Here is a 16,384-nt window from a genome sequence, read left to right as displayed (position 1 = left end):
TCGATGTGCTGAGACCTGGGGAGTGGACGAACCTATGGGGCTGAGAGACCCGCGAAGCGATGTGCGAGGTGGGCTGCAGATACCACCCCTGCATCTTGGGGGGGGGCTTGGTGTGCAATATTCTCCGTTTTCTGAAGTGCAGTTCTTGAGGCTTTTCGTATTCCTGCCCCTCGTGTCGCGCCATTGTCAGCGGTATGCGTTATAGATATGAGTTCTCGTCGTAAGCTCGGGCTTGCTAAGGGCTCGATTTGTGACATTGCGTCGAAGGCGTCCTCTTTCGAGGCTCTGCATATTCAATCAGCAAACGGGGACATCAGGCGAGGCATAGTCGGCCATTGATGAGTCCCCTACTCTCGCTTTGATATGGTTAAACAACCGGCTTCCCTGGCGGTTGCGGCTTGGTTCATGATTGCCATGGGCACTTTTTCGCTCGTCAGAATGCCGCAGACGTTGTTGCACCCATCAGCCTTTGACGCCGAATTCCTCCGTCATCTGCGATTTCCCAGTTGGGCCTCTTGGGGAGCCGATATCGTCGGCGCGATTTCTCAACTGATTATTGGATGGGCGCTCTTGACCGGCAGGGCGTGGGCGCGAAAGACGTTCGTCGCGACTACCAGCCTCGGTTTCGCCACGGACCTGATCGATATGTCGCTCCCTATGTGGGGGATGCTGGTCCCGCAAATGCTAGTGGCCACATTGCTCGCCGCCGTTCTCTATCAGCCCTCCGTGACCGCATATTTCGCCTCTAAGGATAGTCTGACTCAGGATACTTTCAGCGGACATTTCCTACGAAAAATGTTAGCAGTTGGCCTCTTCATCATATCGGGATTCTGCTTTTCGTTAGTGATGCTCAGTCAACAACTCGCCTACATCTCCCAAACCATCGTGTGGGGAAAGTTCCTGGTCGGGGTCGCAGGGCTTCTTGCCCTATCTGGAGCCGCGACGGCCTTGGGGGCGGTTGTTTGTGGAGTCAACGCCGGTGCCCGATCCGCAGGCATAGCCGTAATTGCGACTGTCGGAAGTGTGACGTACGTCGGAATTTCGTTGGCAGTAATGCAGTGCTCATCTGGGGTCTGGGCGGCGACGTTGCGCCAACGGTTTCCTTTGGCGGTAGCCATGAACCACTTCTGGCCCGCTACCGCTGTTCTGATTCCATATCTGCTGTTCGGCGTATGGCTTGTCCGCCGCAACTGAAGAGGAGCCTGCCGCCATCGGCGCTTGGTACCTATCATCAAGAAGGTCGATTTTTTGGGAAATTCCCATACGTTTCTTGGCTCGGGGGGGGGGCAGTATGCCGTGCGTCGCCGGTTCATGTGCTTGATTCGAAGCACAGTTCATTTTTAGGCAACGGTATGGAGATGACGCCACGGCACAAGGTCGACGCAGCGCGACAAAAGTCATTTGAATCGTCGGCGAGAGAAGTTGGTGAGTCCTACGCCGTCTTGCGCCTCGTCGGTTCGTCGAGATTGCTTATTTTTCAGAATATCTAATGTCAAAGATTGTCAAGGCAAGTGAATTTCCTGGGGGATATCTGACAGGCATGGGGCGAGGCGGCTCAATTTCGAATTCTCCGTGCTCATTCTTCCTCCCATGCAGGGGATCCGACGTGGGCAATTCATCGATAAATTCAGATGTTGCTGTTGTCTGCTTGCAAGGCGCTTCAATAAGAAGAGTGGGTGGAAATCACGGAAACGATGATTCCAATATTAAGGTAATTTGCTGTGCGAGAGAAAAGGATCTGATTTTCATGGGGTCTTGCCATAGAGATCAATTTGATTCAAGTGGTGGCACGATTTCATACGCCAAACTACGGGGTGGGGAACTCTCTTGTAATGTGAATATTGAATCGCCTGGCGTGCTTGAAGATCTGATTGATTTCACCCAATCTGTGTACGATGAAGTCAATGGTGAAGTATATTTCGGTGTTTATTCTTCAGATTTTGCGGGGTATGTGGTTGTTGATGTGGGGTCGAGGAAGTTCAGAAGGATGATTGACTTGTCTGGGAGTGTTTGCAGCGTAATAGACATGCCGCCCGCCGTCACTAAGGATAGGAAGATCTATCTCCCGGATGGTGATGTGTTTTCTACAAATATTATTTGTTTCGATGGTTGTGCTGGTTCGTTAATTTCCTCGATTTCTTTGGGGGAAATGAATGGATATGGGCATATAGTTGCTGGTATTGCTGTAGATAACGATAGCGATATGATCTACGTGCTATCAAATTACGATAAGCCAAATGGTTTGTCGCACAAAAATTATTTGCATCGGATTGACTCGAAGAGCAATGCTTACATAGGCTGGGTCTGTGTTCGCGATGACCGTAACTACTGTGCGAGTCCGGTACTTGATCGGAGGCGCAGAATTATGTACTGCGGCTTTGGTGAAAGTGGAGTTATTGGCATTGATGTCGCGTCGGGCAGCGTAGTTAACACGATTTCTCTCCCGGAGGATCAGATTGTCGCCGACCTTCACTACAATGATCTCAATAACTGCCTCGTCGCGACGACTAGGGACGGGGCCGGGTCCAATAAAGTTGGCATCTACATGATTTATGATCCCGATGTGAGGTAAGAGTGATTGGGTTCTGATTCGATGAGGTGGGAATTTGTAAGGTGAGCGTCGGAGAATGCTTGTTAGCTACATGGAAATTCCGGGATCTCCTGGTGCTGTTCATGAGTTTTTTCAAGCCCAATTATGTCCCTTCATGAAATCAAGTTCGGGCGATCCTTACGATAATCAGGTACTAGGGACGAGATTTAGTGGATCAGAATAAGGCAATGATTGCGCCGGCAGTCGCATGTCTGGTTGGTTCTTGAGCGTTACGCGGATTCGAGATTGAGGCGGTGAGATGGGCCACGTGAGCGCAAGAGGTTTGGCATCGACGACGACGTACGGTGATGTCTGCGGGGTTGATTCGGATGACCGATATACCGTTGCTCGACACGATCGTCGCCGGACCGTGGTGGTGAGTTCTGCGTCGAGCGGTGATGAGATTGCAAGCATGCGCGCGGGTCACCACCCCGTAGATGCTCAGGAGAACCTTAAATGATTCGCAGCAGACGCGCCCCTCGGGGCAAGAGGGGCTGCAAGCTCCTGGTGGTTGTGGCAATGACAATGGCAATGGCTGTTGCGAGCTACGCCAAAGGAGTGCCGGAGAAGAATTGGGTTGACCGGCCTTTGTCGCCAGATGAGCAAGCAGCGGTGCAGGGGTGCGTTGTCGCGCTGTATCCCGAAGGGGAGCCTGGTGTAACGCCGGAGGCTCGCGCAACGATCTCTGCTTGCGCCAAGCGTACTCAAGAGCGGATGGATGGATACGAGTTGTACGTCCTGCATGTGGCGAAGTTGGGGCGGATACCCACAAATTCGGACGGGCTGCGAACTTTCGCGGTCGAGGCCTGCGCAACCGGCCTCACGATGCGTGCAAGGCCCGATGACATGGCCGCGATCTTCCAGTGCGGCGAAGACGTTGAGCACCGATACCCAGAGTTCTGGGAAAAGTTGCACTGATGACTGTGGCTACGCGGGGTCCGCGGCGTCGTGTGAGGTCGGGAGTATTCCTATTTGCTGTGACCTTGGCGGTAGCTCTTTTTACGGCGTCGTTCGGGTGCTACGCCAAGGGAGGACATCACGCCGGCGGGCATCATGGAGGCGGGAGCGGCTGGTCACATGCGAATGCTCTGCATCGAAGTAGCCGACCCCATCCTTCGAATGAGGAGGTGTCGAGCCGACGCACTTGGACTTGGTATTGGGCGGGAGGTGACAGCCTCTTTGATGAGGAAATTTGCGCCCTGTTTTTGCTGATGGTGATTGTTGCACTGGTGGTCCGTCTTAGGGCGTGGATCATTTGCAGGATGTCAGCCCTCTCAGCTGGGACGCGGATCGAAGAGGGAAGGGGGAATAGCAAATCCCACCGGCCAGACTGACCGCGATTGTTGTACGCAGGGATGTGGGCGGAGGATGGATGTGACAAAGGGAGTTGCAAAGACTATCGCACATGGCGTTTACTCCATAAACCAGTCCCCTTATGAAGGGCAGGGCGCTGGTGTTTCGCCTCTCCGTCATACCAAGAAATGACCAAACTGGTTGTCGTCATGGAGCCTTTGGGTATTTGCGTGAGACGCGGTGCCGATAGAGGTTTTGTGATTCTAGCGTCCGTTTTTGTGAGACTTGCTTGGTGGCGTGCTTTCAAACGAATTTCGCGATGACAAAACGCGGAGTCTTGGAGGATCGGCTATTTTGATTGAGTTGCAGTTCCAGCGGCCCAGATTGACTTTCAATACATGATTCGAAAAATCTCCGCATCGATCCTTGCGTTTGCAGGTTCGTTCATATTTTCTGCATCTTCGAACGCCGCCAGCATTGTCGGTGTGAGCCCGCAGGGCGAAGTCGCGAGTGTGAATCAGGTCGTCGTCAAATTCGACGAAGCGATGGTGCCCGCAGGCGATCCCCGGGCGACAGCGCCCGCTGCGGTGCGGTGTACGGATGCGTCGCTGACCGGCGACGGCCACTGGCTCGAACCCAAGATCTGGGTCTTCGACTTCAAGAGCGACTTGCCACCGGGTGCGAAGTGTTCAGTCGAGATGCGCAGCGGCCTGTCCGCCGTCTCGGGCACGGCACTCTCCGGCACCACGAAATACGCCTTCAACACGGGCGGCCCAGCCGTCTCGTCCATCCGTCCGTCGTACGGTCCTATCGACGAAAACCAGATTTTCATTCTCACCCTCAACGGGGCGGCAACGCCTGCCAGTGTGCGTCAGAACGCCTGGTGCGAAACCGAAGGCGTGGGCGAGCGTATCGGCGTGAAGTGGATCGAGGGCGACACGCGCACGGCGTTGCTCAAGCGCTTCAATCTCGACAAGCAGTCGGCGCGCGTCGTCATGTTGCAATGCAATCGCACGCTTGCGGCCGGTGCGAAGATGCATCTGGTCTGGGGGGCGGGGATTGCCACGCCGTCCGGGGTGCCGACCAAACAGGCGCGCCGTTTCGAATACGACGTGCGTGAGCCGTTCACGGCGAGCTTCAGTTGCGAGCGCGAGAATGCCAATGCGCCGTGCACGCCGTTGCGTCCGCTTCGTCTGACGTTCAATTCACCCGTAGCGCGTGACATGGCCGCGAAGATTCGCGTGCAGGGGGCAGGGGCCGAGCGGTCGCCGAAGGCCAGCGATTCAGACCGCTCGTCGAGCGTGACGGATGTCACCTTCGATGCGCCGTTCCCGGAGAAGGCGGAACTCACGATCACGCTGCCGAAAGGCTTTACGGACGACAGTGGCCGCGCGCTCGACAACGCGAACGAATTTCCGTTGAAGACGAAGACGGCAACGATGCCGCCGCTGGCCAAGTTTGCTGCGGCGCCCTTCGGCATCGTGGAGCGATTCGCCGAGCCGGGCATGCCGCCGATGTTGCCGGTGACGTTGCGCAAGGTCGAGCCGGCGCTGCAAATCAACGGTCTCGGCGTCGCGGGCGAAGCGGCGAAGGCTGCGGGCGCTGGTGAAGCCGGACGGACGTTGCAATTGCGTGTCGACGATGACGCCGAGGTGCTGACGTGGATGTCGCGCGTGCGTCGCTTCGACGAGACAACGATGACGCGCAAGCAGATCGCGCAGGAAATGCCGTCGATCCTGACGGTACCGGCGGCGAAGGAAGCGTTCGGACCCAACGCGGCGGCCATCGTCGAAGAGAAGGTCACGCGATACGACACTCGCAGTCTGTCCCTGCTCTCGGGGCTGCAGGGTGTTCAGGCCCTGACGCTGCCCGTGCCGAAGGAGAAGGATCCCAGGCCGTTCGAAGTCGTCGGTATTCCGTTCCAGAAGCCCGGTTTCTATGTCGTGGAACTGGCGTCTCCCTCCCTCGGGGCGGCACTGCTCGGCAAGTCGTTGCCGATGTACGTGCGCACCACGGTGCTGGTGACCAATCTGGGCGTGCACTTCAAGATGGGCCGCGAGAATGCGGTCGCATGGGTCACGACGCTCGACAAGGGACAGCCGGTCGCCAATGCAAAGGTGCGCGTGCTCGACTGTGACGGCAGCGAAGTCGCGACGGCCGTCACCGACAAGACGGGCGTAGCAAAGATCGACAAGGCCCTCGAACGTTACAGGTACTGCCAGAAGACCGGCCGCTCGGGTTACTTCGTGGTGGCTCGCACGCAGGGCAACGATCCGGACATGGCGTTCGTGTCGTCCGATTGGGATCGTGGCATCGAGCCGTGGCGTTTCCACGTACCGACCGACGGTGGCAACAGCCCGACCGTGCGCGCGCAGACGGTGTTCGATCGCATGCTGTTCCGTGTGGGCGAGACGGTGTCGATGAAGCACTTCATCCGTCAGGAGACGATGCAGGGGCTGGCATTACCGGCGAGCCTGCCGTCGCAAATGACGATCACGCACGAGGGTTCCGGACAGACCTACACACAACCTCTCACGTGGCGTAACGGACGGCTCGCCGAAAACACGTTCCAGATTCCGCAGGGCGCGAAGCTGGGCGAATACGCGGTGACGCTGAACTACACGGACAACGATTCGCGGCCGAAGACCTATCCGCAGTCGCTCGACGCCGGGCATTTCCGCGTGGAGGCATTCCGCCTGCCGGTGCTGGCCGGATCGATCGGCGTGCGCGATGCCGTGAAGTCACCGCTGATCAACAAGACCGAAGCGACGGTAAATGTGCAGGCGAACTACGTCGCGGGAGGTCCGGCGGGCAATTTGCCAGTGCGCGTGTCGGCATTGATGCGCGTGCGCGATCTCACGTTCGACGGGTACGACGACTACAGCTTCACGCCCTATCGCCCGCCGTCTGCCCAAGCGGGGGGCGATGATGACGATCAGGGTAACGACGAAAGTTCGGGATCGAGCGACCAGAAGCTGGTGGCCGACAAGCAACGGCTCGTGCTCGACCGCAATGGGGCGGGCACGCTGACGCTCAAGGATCTGCCGAAGGTCGACCGTCCGAGCGATCTGGTGCTCGAAGCGAGCTTCGCCGACCCGAACGGCGAGATTCAGACGCTTCGCGGTAACGCCACCTTGTGGCCGGCCAATCTGATCACCGGCGTGCGCAGCGAAAGCTGGGTGTCGGTGACCAACAAGCTGCCGGTCAAGGCGCTGGCGCTGGATTTGCAGGGCAAGCCGAAGTCCGGCGTGGCGATGGAGGTACGCGCGGAGGCGCGTATCACCACGAGCAGCCGTAAGCGGATGGTGGGCGGCTTCTATGCCTACGACAACCGCACCGAGGTCAAGGATCTCGGCAAGGTGTGCAGCGGCAAGACGGATGAGCGTGGCGAGTTGTCGTGCGACGTATCGCTTTCTCAGTCGGGCGAGATCACGCTGGTCGCGCAGGCGAAGGACGACAAGGGCAACCTGAGTACGTCGACGACCGGTGTGTGGGTCACGGGCCGGGGCGAAGTCTGGTTCGGCGGTGACAACACCGACCGGATGGACGTGCTGCCGGAGCGTCGCGCTTACGAGCCGGGAGAGACGGCCAAGTTGCAGGTGCGCATGCCGTTCCGTTCGGCAACGGCGCTGGTGGCCATCGAACGCGAAGGTGTGATGGAGACGCGCACGGTGGAGATTTCGGGCAAGGATCCGAACATCTCCCTGAAGGTCGATCCGAAGTGGGGGCCGAACGTCTACGTCTCGGTGCTCGCGGTACGTGGGCGCATCCACGAAGTGCCCTGGTACTCCTTCTTCCAGTGGGGGTGGAAACAGCCCCTGGAGTGGTTCCGCGCGTTCTGGTACGAGGGCCGTGAATATCAGGCCCCGACCGGTCTGGTCGATCTGGGCAAGCCGGCGTACCGGTTCGGTCTGACCGAGTTGCGTGTGGGGACGGCGGGCCAGCGCCTTGCCGTGGAAGTGAAACCTGACGCGGCGACCTATCCTGTGCGTGGTCACGCGAAGGTCCGCATCAAGGTCACACAGCCGGACGGCAAGCCCGTCGCTGCAGGGTCCGAGGTCGCGGTCGCCGCAGTGGACGAAGCCCTGCTCGAACTCGCACCCAACACAAGCTGGAATCTGCTCGATGCCATGTGGCAGCGTCGCAGCTACACCGTCACGACGGCGACGGCGCAAATGGAGATCATTGGTCGTCGTCACTACGGGCGCAAGGCGGTGCCTGCCGGTGGCGGCGGGGGTAAGAGTCCGACGCGGGAGCTCTTCGACACGCTGTTGCTGTGGCAGCCGCGCGTGGTGCTCGACGACAAGGGCGAGGCGACGGTCGACGTGCCGCTCAACGATTCGCTGTCGAGTTTCCGGATCGTGGCAGTGGCGGATGACGGCAAGCCCGGCACGCAGGCGCTCGGCTGGTTCGGTACCGGCTCGGCGACGATCCGCTCGACGCAGGATCTGCAACTGGTCTCGGGATTGCCGCCGCTCGTTCGCGAAGGCGACAACTACCGAGCCCAGTTCACCGTGCGTAATACGACGCAGCACGCCATGCAGGTGCAACTGACCGCGCGTGCAACGCAACTCACGCTCGCACCGCAACGCATCGACGTGCCGGCCGGGGAGTCGCGTGAGGTGACGTGGGAAGTCACTGCACCGACGGGGCTGGCCGACACGCGTGCGCAGCGGGTGCTGTGGGAGGTCAGTGCGCAGGCACCGGCAGCAGGCGGTGCGCCTGCCGCGAGTGACGCCATCAAGGTCGGGCAGGACATTCAGCCGTCTCTGCCGGCGACGGTACAGCAGTCGGTGCTCACGCAGGTCGAAGGCAGCCTCACGTTGCCGATGGTGCCGCCTGCGGGGGCGGTGGCGGACAGCACGGGCAAGCTGCGGGGTGGCGTGCGCGTCAACATGCAGCCACGCCTGTCGCAGGGGCTGCCGGGGGTGAAGCGCTGGTTCGAGCTATATCCGTATGCGTGTCTGGAGCAGCAGGCGTCCAAGGCGCTCGGCTTGCGCGATGTTGCGCAGTGGAAGCGCGTGATGGGCACGTTGCCGTCGTATCTCGACGAAGATGGCCTCGCGAGCTACTTCCCGCCGCAGGAGGGTTTCGCCAATCAGGGCAGCGATACGCTGACGGCCTATCTGCTCGCGATGAGCAATGAAGCGAAGGCGCTGGACCCCGCCTACGGTTTGCCTGACGACGCGCTCGCTCGCATGGAGGACGGACTGACGGCCTTCGTGGAAGGCCGCCTCACGCGCCGCTTCTGGGCACCACGCGACGACCTGACGCTACGCAAGCTCAGTGCGATCGAAGCGCTCTCGCGCTACGGTCGCGCCAACGCCCGCATGCTCGGTTCGTTGACGATTGCCCCGAACGACTGGCCGACGTCGGCCGTGATCGACTGGTACGCAATCCTGCAACGTCTGCCCGATGCGCCGCAACGGGCAGAGCGCATGGCGCAGGCCGAGCAGATTTTGCGGGCGCGCCTGTCGTATCAGGGCACGCGGGTGGGCTTTTCGACGCAGGGCACCGACGGCCTTTGGTGGCTCATGGTCGGTCCGGAGACCAACGCGGCGCGGCTCGCGTTGCTGATGAACGCGAACCCGGCATGGAAGGACGATATGCCACGTCTCGTGATCGGCTTGCTGGGTCTTCAGTCGCGCGGTGCGTGGTCGACAACGACGGCCAACGTCTGGGGCGGACTGGCGGTGGACCGCTTCTCGGCGCGCTTCGAACGCGATACGCCGACGGGGCAGACCACGGTCCAGTGGCAGCGCGACAACCAGACGAGCGGCGGGGTGCAGAGCGTCGACTGGGACAAGCTCAAGGCAGGCACCGTCCCGCCGACCGTATCGCTGCCGTGGCTGAGCAACGCGGCCGCCGGCACCGACAACGCGCGCGATGTGTTGCGACTTGAGCAGTCCGGTGCGGGCAAACCGTGGGCGACGATTCAGAGTGTCGCGGCGGTTCCGCTCAAAGCGCCGTTTGCGGCGGGTTATCGCGTCACGCGCAGCGTTCAGGTGCAGGATGCGGCGGACAAATCCGGCGACAGCTTCGTGCGGGGTGCCGTGTTGCGCGTGCGACTCGATATCGATGCGCAGGCCGACATGCGCTGGGTCGTGGTGAGCGATCCGCTGCCGGGCGGGGCGACGGTACTGGGCGGTGGGCTCGAACGCGACTCGGTCATTGCGACGCAAGGCGAGAAGAGCGAAGGCGCGATGCCCGCGTTCGAAGAGCGCGCGCAGGACGCCTATCGCGCGTACTACGACTATCTGCCGAAGGGGCAGCATCGCATCGAGTACACCGTGCGGCTGAACAACGTCGGTAAGTTCGCCACGCCGCCCACGCGCGTCGAAGCGATGTACGAACCGGCGATGTATGGCGAGACGCCGAACGCGCCGGTGCAGGTGGTGCCGGCGAAGCAATGATGACGGGGAAAGTGTGCTGGCCTTGCTGCGCCGCGGATAAATCTGAGGCGCCTACAAGGAGGGAGGGATACCGAGAAAGGAACGAAATGGGTGCGGCGACTCCAACGGTTGTATGGAGTACCCGTTGGGCTCGTTCTTTGCTGGTGACTTTGATGTGGGTCGGGAGTATCTCACTGGCGCACGCAGTGCCATCGTTTGACGAGGTGCGTCAGGACTGGCGTGCGTCGGACTGGATTCTGCTCGACCGCCATGGCGAGCCGTTGCAACGTCTGCGGGCTGACATGCAGGCGCAGCGCGGCGACTGGGTCACGCTTGCCGATGTCTCACCGGCATTTCGTCAGGCGTTGATCGTCTCGGAGGACAAGCGCTTCTACGAGCACAGTGGCGTCGACTGGCGCGGCGTGGCCGCTGCTGCCTGGGGCAATCTCTGGCATTCGCGCACGCGGGGTGCGTCGACACTCACGATGCAATTGGCGGGGCTGCTGGACGACGATCTGCGCCCCAGCGCACGCAATCGTTCCGTGACGCAAAAGATCGGTCAGGCAGCGACGGCCATGTGGCTGGAACAGCGCTGGCGCAAGGATCAGATTCTCGAGGCGTATCTGAACCTCGTGCCGTTTCGCGGCGAACTCGTAGGCATTTCCGCCGTCTCGCAAACGCTCTTCGGCAAGTTGCCCATCGGTCTGGATGCCCGCGAGTCGGCACTGGCGGTTGCGTTATTGCGCGCACCCAACGCGGCGGCGGCGCGTGTCTCGCAACGCGCGTGCGGCATGCTTCGCGACATGGGGCAGGCGTCGGAATGCAACGGTCTCGAGGGCTACGCGCAACTCGTATTCTCTCGACCGGCCAGCGTGATGACGACGCGCGACGCTGTCAATCTCGCACCGCATTTCGCCCGTCGTGTCTTCGGCGAAAGCCGTCCACCTGCGGGGACCCGTATCACCAGCACGCTGGACGTGAATCTCCAGCGCATGGCCGTGACGACGCTGCAGCAGACGTTGCGGGAGTTGGGCACGCCGGGGCGCTCTCGCAACGTGCAGGACGGCGCGATCGTCGTGATCGACAATGCGAGCGGCGACATCCTGGCATGGGTCGGATCGTCGGGCCCGCTGTCGTCGGCTGCGCAGGTGGACAGTGTGATGTCTGCGCGTCAGGCAGGTTCGACGCTCAAGCCGTTCCTCTACGCACAGGCGATTGCCGAGCAGCGATTGACGGCGGCGTCGCTACTCGACGATTCCCCGATCGATCTGCCCACGGGGGGCGGTCTGTACATTCCCCAGAACTACGATCGGCATTTCAAGGGTTGGGTCAGTGCGCGCACGGCGCTAGGGTCGTCGCTGAATGTGCCCGCCGTGCGCACGCTCGTGATGGTCACGCCGCGCCGCGCCGCTTCGCGCAGACACTCGTCGCGCTGGGGCTACCCCTCACGCAAAGCGGCGACTACTACGGCTTCAGCCTTGCGCTCGGCAGTGCGGACGTGACGTTGCTGTCGCTCGCGAACGCCTATCGCGCGCTCGCCAATGGTGGCGTCGCCAGTGGCGTGAACGAGCGGATGCCACCGCCGCTTCAAAACGCAAACGCGCGCGTCGCTGGGCAATCAAAGGGCGCCACGCGCAACGCACAGCGCACGACCGTGTTCTCGCCGCAGGTGAGTTTCATCGTGTCGGACATGATCGCGGACCGCCAGGCGCGCACGCGCACATTCGGCCTCGACAGCCCGCTCTCGACGCGTTACTGGACGGCGGTGAAAACCGGGACGAGCAAGGACATGCGCGACAACTGGGCGGTCGGCTATTCGCGTCGCTACACGGTCGGCGTGTGGGTCGGCAACGCCGACGGTGCGCCGATGTGGGACGTCTCCGGCGTGTCGGGCGCCGCGCCGATCTGGCACCGTGTCATGGACTATCTGCATCGTCGCACGGCGAGTCTGCCGCCTCCGGCACCGCCGGGTCTGGAGCATGTCGCGGTGCAGTACGCCGAGCACGTAGAACCCTTACGCGAGGAATGGTTTTTGCCCGGCACGTCGCAGAGCACGATTGCACTGTCCGCACTGGCGACCAAAGCGCCAAGCGGACCGCTGTGGCGCATCGCGGGACCGACCGACGGGACCATCGTGGCGCTGGATCCCGACATCCCGCCTGCCAATCAGCGGTTGTGGTTCCAGGTGGCTGCGGCGTGGCCCAAGGGCGCGGCATGGCGGCTCGACGGCAAACCGCTGGCGGGCACGGCTCGGGTCGGATGGTTGCCGTGGCCCGGACGTCACGTACTTGCGTTGGTTGACGCACGGGGGGAAGTGCAGGACGAGGTGCGATTCGAAGTGAGAGGCGCTACAGAAAAGGACGGCGAGAATATGCGCAGTAAGTGGCGAACTGGAACTGAGCCAAATCGGAGAGTTCAATGAGGACGCGGCGATTGGGGACCTGGAAAGATCGGGCATCCACGCTCGCATTGGGGGGCACCGCTGTCAAGTTCATGCGGCGCATGTGGATGAAGAAATAGGGGGCGCATTGACTGGGCGATATGACTGGAACCCGATGCCTCATCTTTTGGACATTAAGTGCCCGCGATGTGGTCGACTTGCCGAGTTCGAGTTTGCGGAGGTCCGCGAAATCGTGCGGCGGCGCGATATCGACTTCTTTCAACGAAGTGATCTGTTTGAGTACCGCAAGTTTCAAAAAACAATCGGCCAATCGTGGCACGGGGCACTCTACCACCAAGGGCTTCACGGTAACCCCGAAAGCTCGATAAAAAACTTGCCAACAGGCTATAAAGCATCAGAATGGTCGCATCCGAAATGCTTTCGAGATCGGCGCGGCGAGGGTGAGGGTGCAATCGCCTGTGCTCAATGTCACCTCAGGAGGAAGCACCTCCTGTTGTGGCCAAACGATGCGTATTTCTCTATTCACTACCGGGCGCACACGCTTTGGGCATTCAATGTGGACTCTGCAATAGAGTTGTTGGACTTCCTTTCAGCAAAAGAGCGTGATCAAGACAGATACAGGTGGAGAGGATTTCTCACGCATGTCCCCACCGTTTTCAAGACGAAGAAGGCGCGTGAGGTGGTGTGTAGGAGGCTGTCGCGACTCCTCGATGGTTGCTTCGGGGAGCGCTAACTATTTGTCGCATTGGCCGACGCCTTCCGGAATGAGTGCAGCCCCTCGTCCTGGGGGGCAAGCCGGAGCCCCATAAAACTCCGTTATTCCGCGGTCTTGAACTCCATTGGCATGGGGGCGCGAATAGGGGGCGACAATGGCACAAAAATTCTCATCTTCTCAAACGATCATTATGTTCATCCGCGTCTTCTTCGCTTGTATTGCCACCGCGTCGTCAGCCCTCGTGGTTGCGGCCCCATCAGCACCTATCGCAGTGAAGACGATCACGTACAAGGGCTCGCTGCAAGGCTCGTTGCCATACGCCCAATCCGGTGATACCAGGCGTGACGCTCGCATCAACAATCTCATCTTCCTCGACATGGTCGAGGGGCCGGCCCCAGCCAGGTATTCCGACGAAATAATACTGACGAAGGATGCGGACGGCACCTCGCAAGGTAGCTCTGAATTCGGCTTCTCGGTGTTTCGCAACGACGATCGAATCTTGGCGCTCGAAGTCGAAGCCGAGGGCTGCGGTGCCTATTGCGAGCATTACGGGAGGCAGTACAACTTCGATGCAACCACAGGGCGGGTGATCTTCGCGTCCGACATATTCACACCGTCAGGCGGCGCGAAGCTCCTACAGAAGAACTCAACGAAACGCACGCTTGAGTACAGGAGAGCCATCGAGAGTCTAAACAAGACCGCAGTCGCCAACCGCAAGCTGAAAGGCGTCGCGACACCTTGGCCGAAGCCTCGCCAAAACAACAGACAGGACGATGAAGAGGAGCGCATTGCGTCAACCATCGGCATGTATGAGAGCTGCCTAGAGTCAATTCCAGATTATGGAAAATACTACAAATTGGCCGATGCAACTCTAAAAATAGAAGGTGAGTCCATCACCTTTCTGTATGAGCGCTGCAGCAACCACGCGATGCGTGCGTTGGACGATGTCGGCAACCAGAAGGTCACTTACAAAATCGCTGATCTCGCGCCGTATTTTACTGCTTACGGCAAGTACCTACTAATGAGTGGCCCGAAGGTTGCGCCACAAGTCGATCCGTATGGACAGATTTTGCAAGGCCGTGTGGGGAAGGCCGCCATCACACTGTATTTGTCCCGGCGCTACAACGACGACTCGCTGGACGGCAGCTACTTCTATGACAAGTACCGCACGCCTATCTCGCTGAGCGGAAAGGTGATTGGCAACGTCGTAGAGTTGAGCGAATTCGACAGCGGCGATACGCCCAAACCGCTGATTCGAGCCGAGGTCAAAGGTGACGAGTTAGAGGGCCAATGGCTCGGCAAGAAGTCCCTCGACTTTTGGGCTGCGCCTTGACGTACCTTGAGCTGGGTTGCCAACCAGTAGCTTGCTGAACGGGGCGCGAACAGCCTATTGTGGGGTAGACGCACATGTGCGTGCCACCGGTCAGCGGCAGATTTCATCGATTGTTCTGCCCGGACATGTTCTTACAATCCTTTCGACGAATACTTAGGTCGTCAGTCTCGGAACCCAAGTCGCCTCACGTGTTAATTAACGCATATTGCACTGTTTCTGAGCCGCCAGACCTTCCGTTTACCCACAAACTGATTTCGTGCCGAACTTTGGTCGCCCCTGAGTTTGCACCGCATCTCGACGATGTCGTTGGCCTCTTGTATTCGAGGCGTGGTGCCGTTATGACGTCGAAGCTATATCAGTGCATTCGGCATGTGCAACGCACACAGGTGCACCTGTGTGCGAACATCGAAACGTCTGAATTTCGTTCTTTCTCCGAATGGGCAAGGGGCGCAAATGCGATCGTCATCTGGCCGGATTCTACCGTTAGGGATCCGATCGGTCGATTGCTCGTCTCCGCAACTACTGGGGATTCTCTGGGTACGGATGGAGAGGTCCCGTTTCCTGAAGAGGCGCAGGCTCGACGTGAGCGGGTACTCGAGGGACTTGCGAAGTGCGGATTGCATGTGCCACGAACTCTGCCTCCAGTCGTATCTGTGCGGGAATTGACGCTTTTCGTTCCGCGCGTGAGGTCGCATTGCGCGCACAAGCCCTTTTGATAGTGGCGTTGCAAGGTGAAGCGCTAGCCACGAAAGGGAATCCGCTTATTGATCGGCTTCGCATGGAATTCCCGGCGGGATTTGATGCACTCAGCCCACTTGAGGCGGAATTCTTACGGACGGCTGCCCCGGAGGAGCAATTACTGATTAATTTTGTTTGGCGCTACGAAGCCCTCCAAGTGCTTGCGTGGGCCTTGGAATTGGTCGAAACGTTGCCGGAACCAGTCCACGTTTGCGACGCGGAGGCTCTCGTTCGTGTTGTTCAAAGTGGAGCAAGAATCAACACCCGCTCTAGGCCGAGATTACGGCAACCTGCAGAAATTCTCGACGTTTTAGATGAACATTTCTGCTTGCACTGGTTGGCTGTGCAGGCGCGGCAGAAGGGAATGAGCCCACCGAATGGCATACACGAAGGCATCATTCGCGAGCGGCATCACGCATTGAACTGGCTGGCATCGTTCCTCCGGGCTGCGTGGGACGATGTCCAAACCCCAACGTGAAAGAACTCCTCGGTTCGCCAGCGAGGTGAACTGCGGGACGGCTCCAGCGACATCCTTTTCACACCCGCATACCGCATGCAAGGATTGTCTCATTCGAGACGCCGTTGAAGGGTGCTATACGTCATGATTGCCTACGGTGGGCTGAGAGCGTATCGAAATCTCTCACATTTGAGCGGACATAGCGGGTGCTGATGGGAGGGCGGAGTGAGGGGAAAGAGCAAGGCGAGCTTTGCGCTGGTCGTGGTCCTGTTAATTGTCTCGAGATTGTCGAGTGCAAATGAGTGCGAACCCAAGGAAATTTCTCGGGTCACGGACGACCGAACCAGAATCACGATGACTAGCGGCGAGATCTATCGTGTGGCGGCCGGCGGTAAGAGAACTGCCATGTTGTGGGCTGTGCACGACGAAGTAGACGTGTGCCCGGGGTTCGAAGACGACACGCTA

Annotated in this window: 6 protein-coding genes and 1 pseudogene; all 7 read left to right on the top strand. The window is 59.8% G+C overall.

What is annotated here, in order from left to right; genetic code table 11:
• Nucleotides 1–363 precede the first annotated feature (363 nt).
• The 7 genes and pseudogenes from PIN31009_RS27200 to PIN31009_RS27170 all read left to right on the top strand — a co-directional run bounded on the left by PIN31009_RS27200 (nt 364) and on the right by PIN31009_RS27170 (nt 15,940).
• Nucleotides 364–1,194, top strand: a complete 831-nt coding sequence (locus PIN31009_RS27200) for a hypothetical protein (protein WP_150740754.1) — start codon at nt 364–366, stop codon at nt 1,192–1,194.
• Nucleotides 1,195–1,489: 295 nt separating this feature from the next.
• Nucleotides 1,490–2,572 carry a hypothetical protein gene (locus PIN31009_RS27195; protein WP_150792117.1) on the top strand — a complete coding sequence of 361 codons (1,083 nt, stop codon included), beginning with the start codon at nt 1,490–1,492 and terminating at the stop codon, nt 2,570–2,572.
• A gap of 474 nt (nt 2,573–3,046) precedes the next feature.
• The gene (locus tag PIN31009_RS27190; RefSeq protein WP_150740756.1) at nt 3,047–3,508 is read left to right on the top strand and encodes a hypothetical protein; all 462 of its coding nucleotides are present in this window, start codon (nt 3,047–3,049) and stop codon (nt 3,506–3,508) included.
• Nucleotides 3,509–4,281: 773 nt separating this feature from the next.
• The gene (locus PIN31009_RS27185) at nt 4,282–10,296 is read left to right on the top strand and encodes an alpha-2-macroglobulin family protein (RefSeq protein ID WP_150740757.1); all 6,015 of its coding nucleotides are present in this window, start codon (nt 4,282–4,284) and stop codon (nt 10,294–10,296) included.
• A 152-nt stretch (nt 10,297–10,448) separates the two neighbouring features.
• Nucleotides 10,449–12,697 (top strand): annotated as a pseudogene (gene pbpC / locus PIN31009_RS27180) (penicillin-binding protein 1C).
• An 848-nt stretch (nt 12,698–13,545) separates the two neighbouring features.
• The gene (locus PIN31009_RS27175; protein WP_150740758.1) at nt 13,546–14,724 is read left to right on the top strand and encodes a hypothetical protein; all 1,179 of its coding nucleotides are present in this window, start codon (nt 13,546–13,548) and stop codon (nt 14,722–14,724) included.
• 610 nt (nt 14,725–15,334) lie between these two features.
• Entirely contained in the window at nt 15,335–15,940 is a 606-nt protein-coding gene (locus PIN31009_RS27170; protein WP_150792116.1) for a DUF4272 domain-containing protein, read from the top strand.
• Nucleotides 15,941–16,384 lie beyond the last annotated feature (444 nt).

Origin of the sequence: Pandoraea iniqua (genome assembly GCF_902459685.1) — a bacterium.
Lineage (GTDB): Bacteria > Pseudomonadota > Gammaproteobacteria > Burkholderiales > Burkholderiaceae > Pandoraea > Pandoraea iniqua.
This window is presented reverse-complemented; position numbering and strand designations above follow the sequence as displayed.

Bases quoted from the DNA above. Each gene is read 5' to 3' on its own strand.
- PIN31009_RS27200 (WP_150740754.1), top strand. From the start codon at position 364: ATGGTTAAACAACCGGCTTCCCTGGCGGTTGCGGCTTGGTTCATGATT.
- PIN31009_RS27195 (WP_150792117.1), top strand. From the start codon at position 1,490: ATGTCAAAGATTGTCAAGGCAAGTGAATTTCCTGGGGGATATCTGACA.
- PIN31009_RS27190 (WP_150740756.1), top strand. From the start codon at position 3,047: ATGATTCGCAGCAGACGCGCCCCTCGGGGCAAGAGGGGCTGCAAGCTC.
- PIN31009_RS27185 (WP_150740757.1), top strand. From the start codon at position 4,282: ATGATTCGAAAAATCTCCGCATCGATCCTTGCGTTTGCAGGTTCGTTC.
- PIN31009_RS27175 (WP_150740758.1), top strand. From the start codon at position 13,546: ATGGCACAAAAATTCTCATCTTCTCAAACGATCATTATGTTCATCCGC.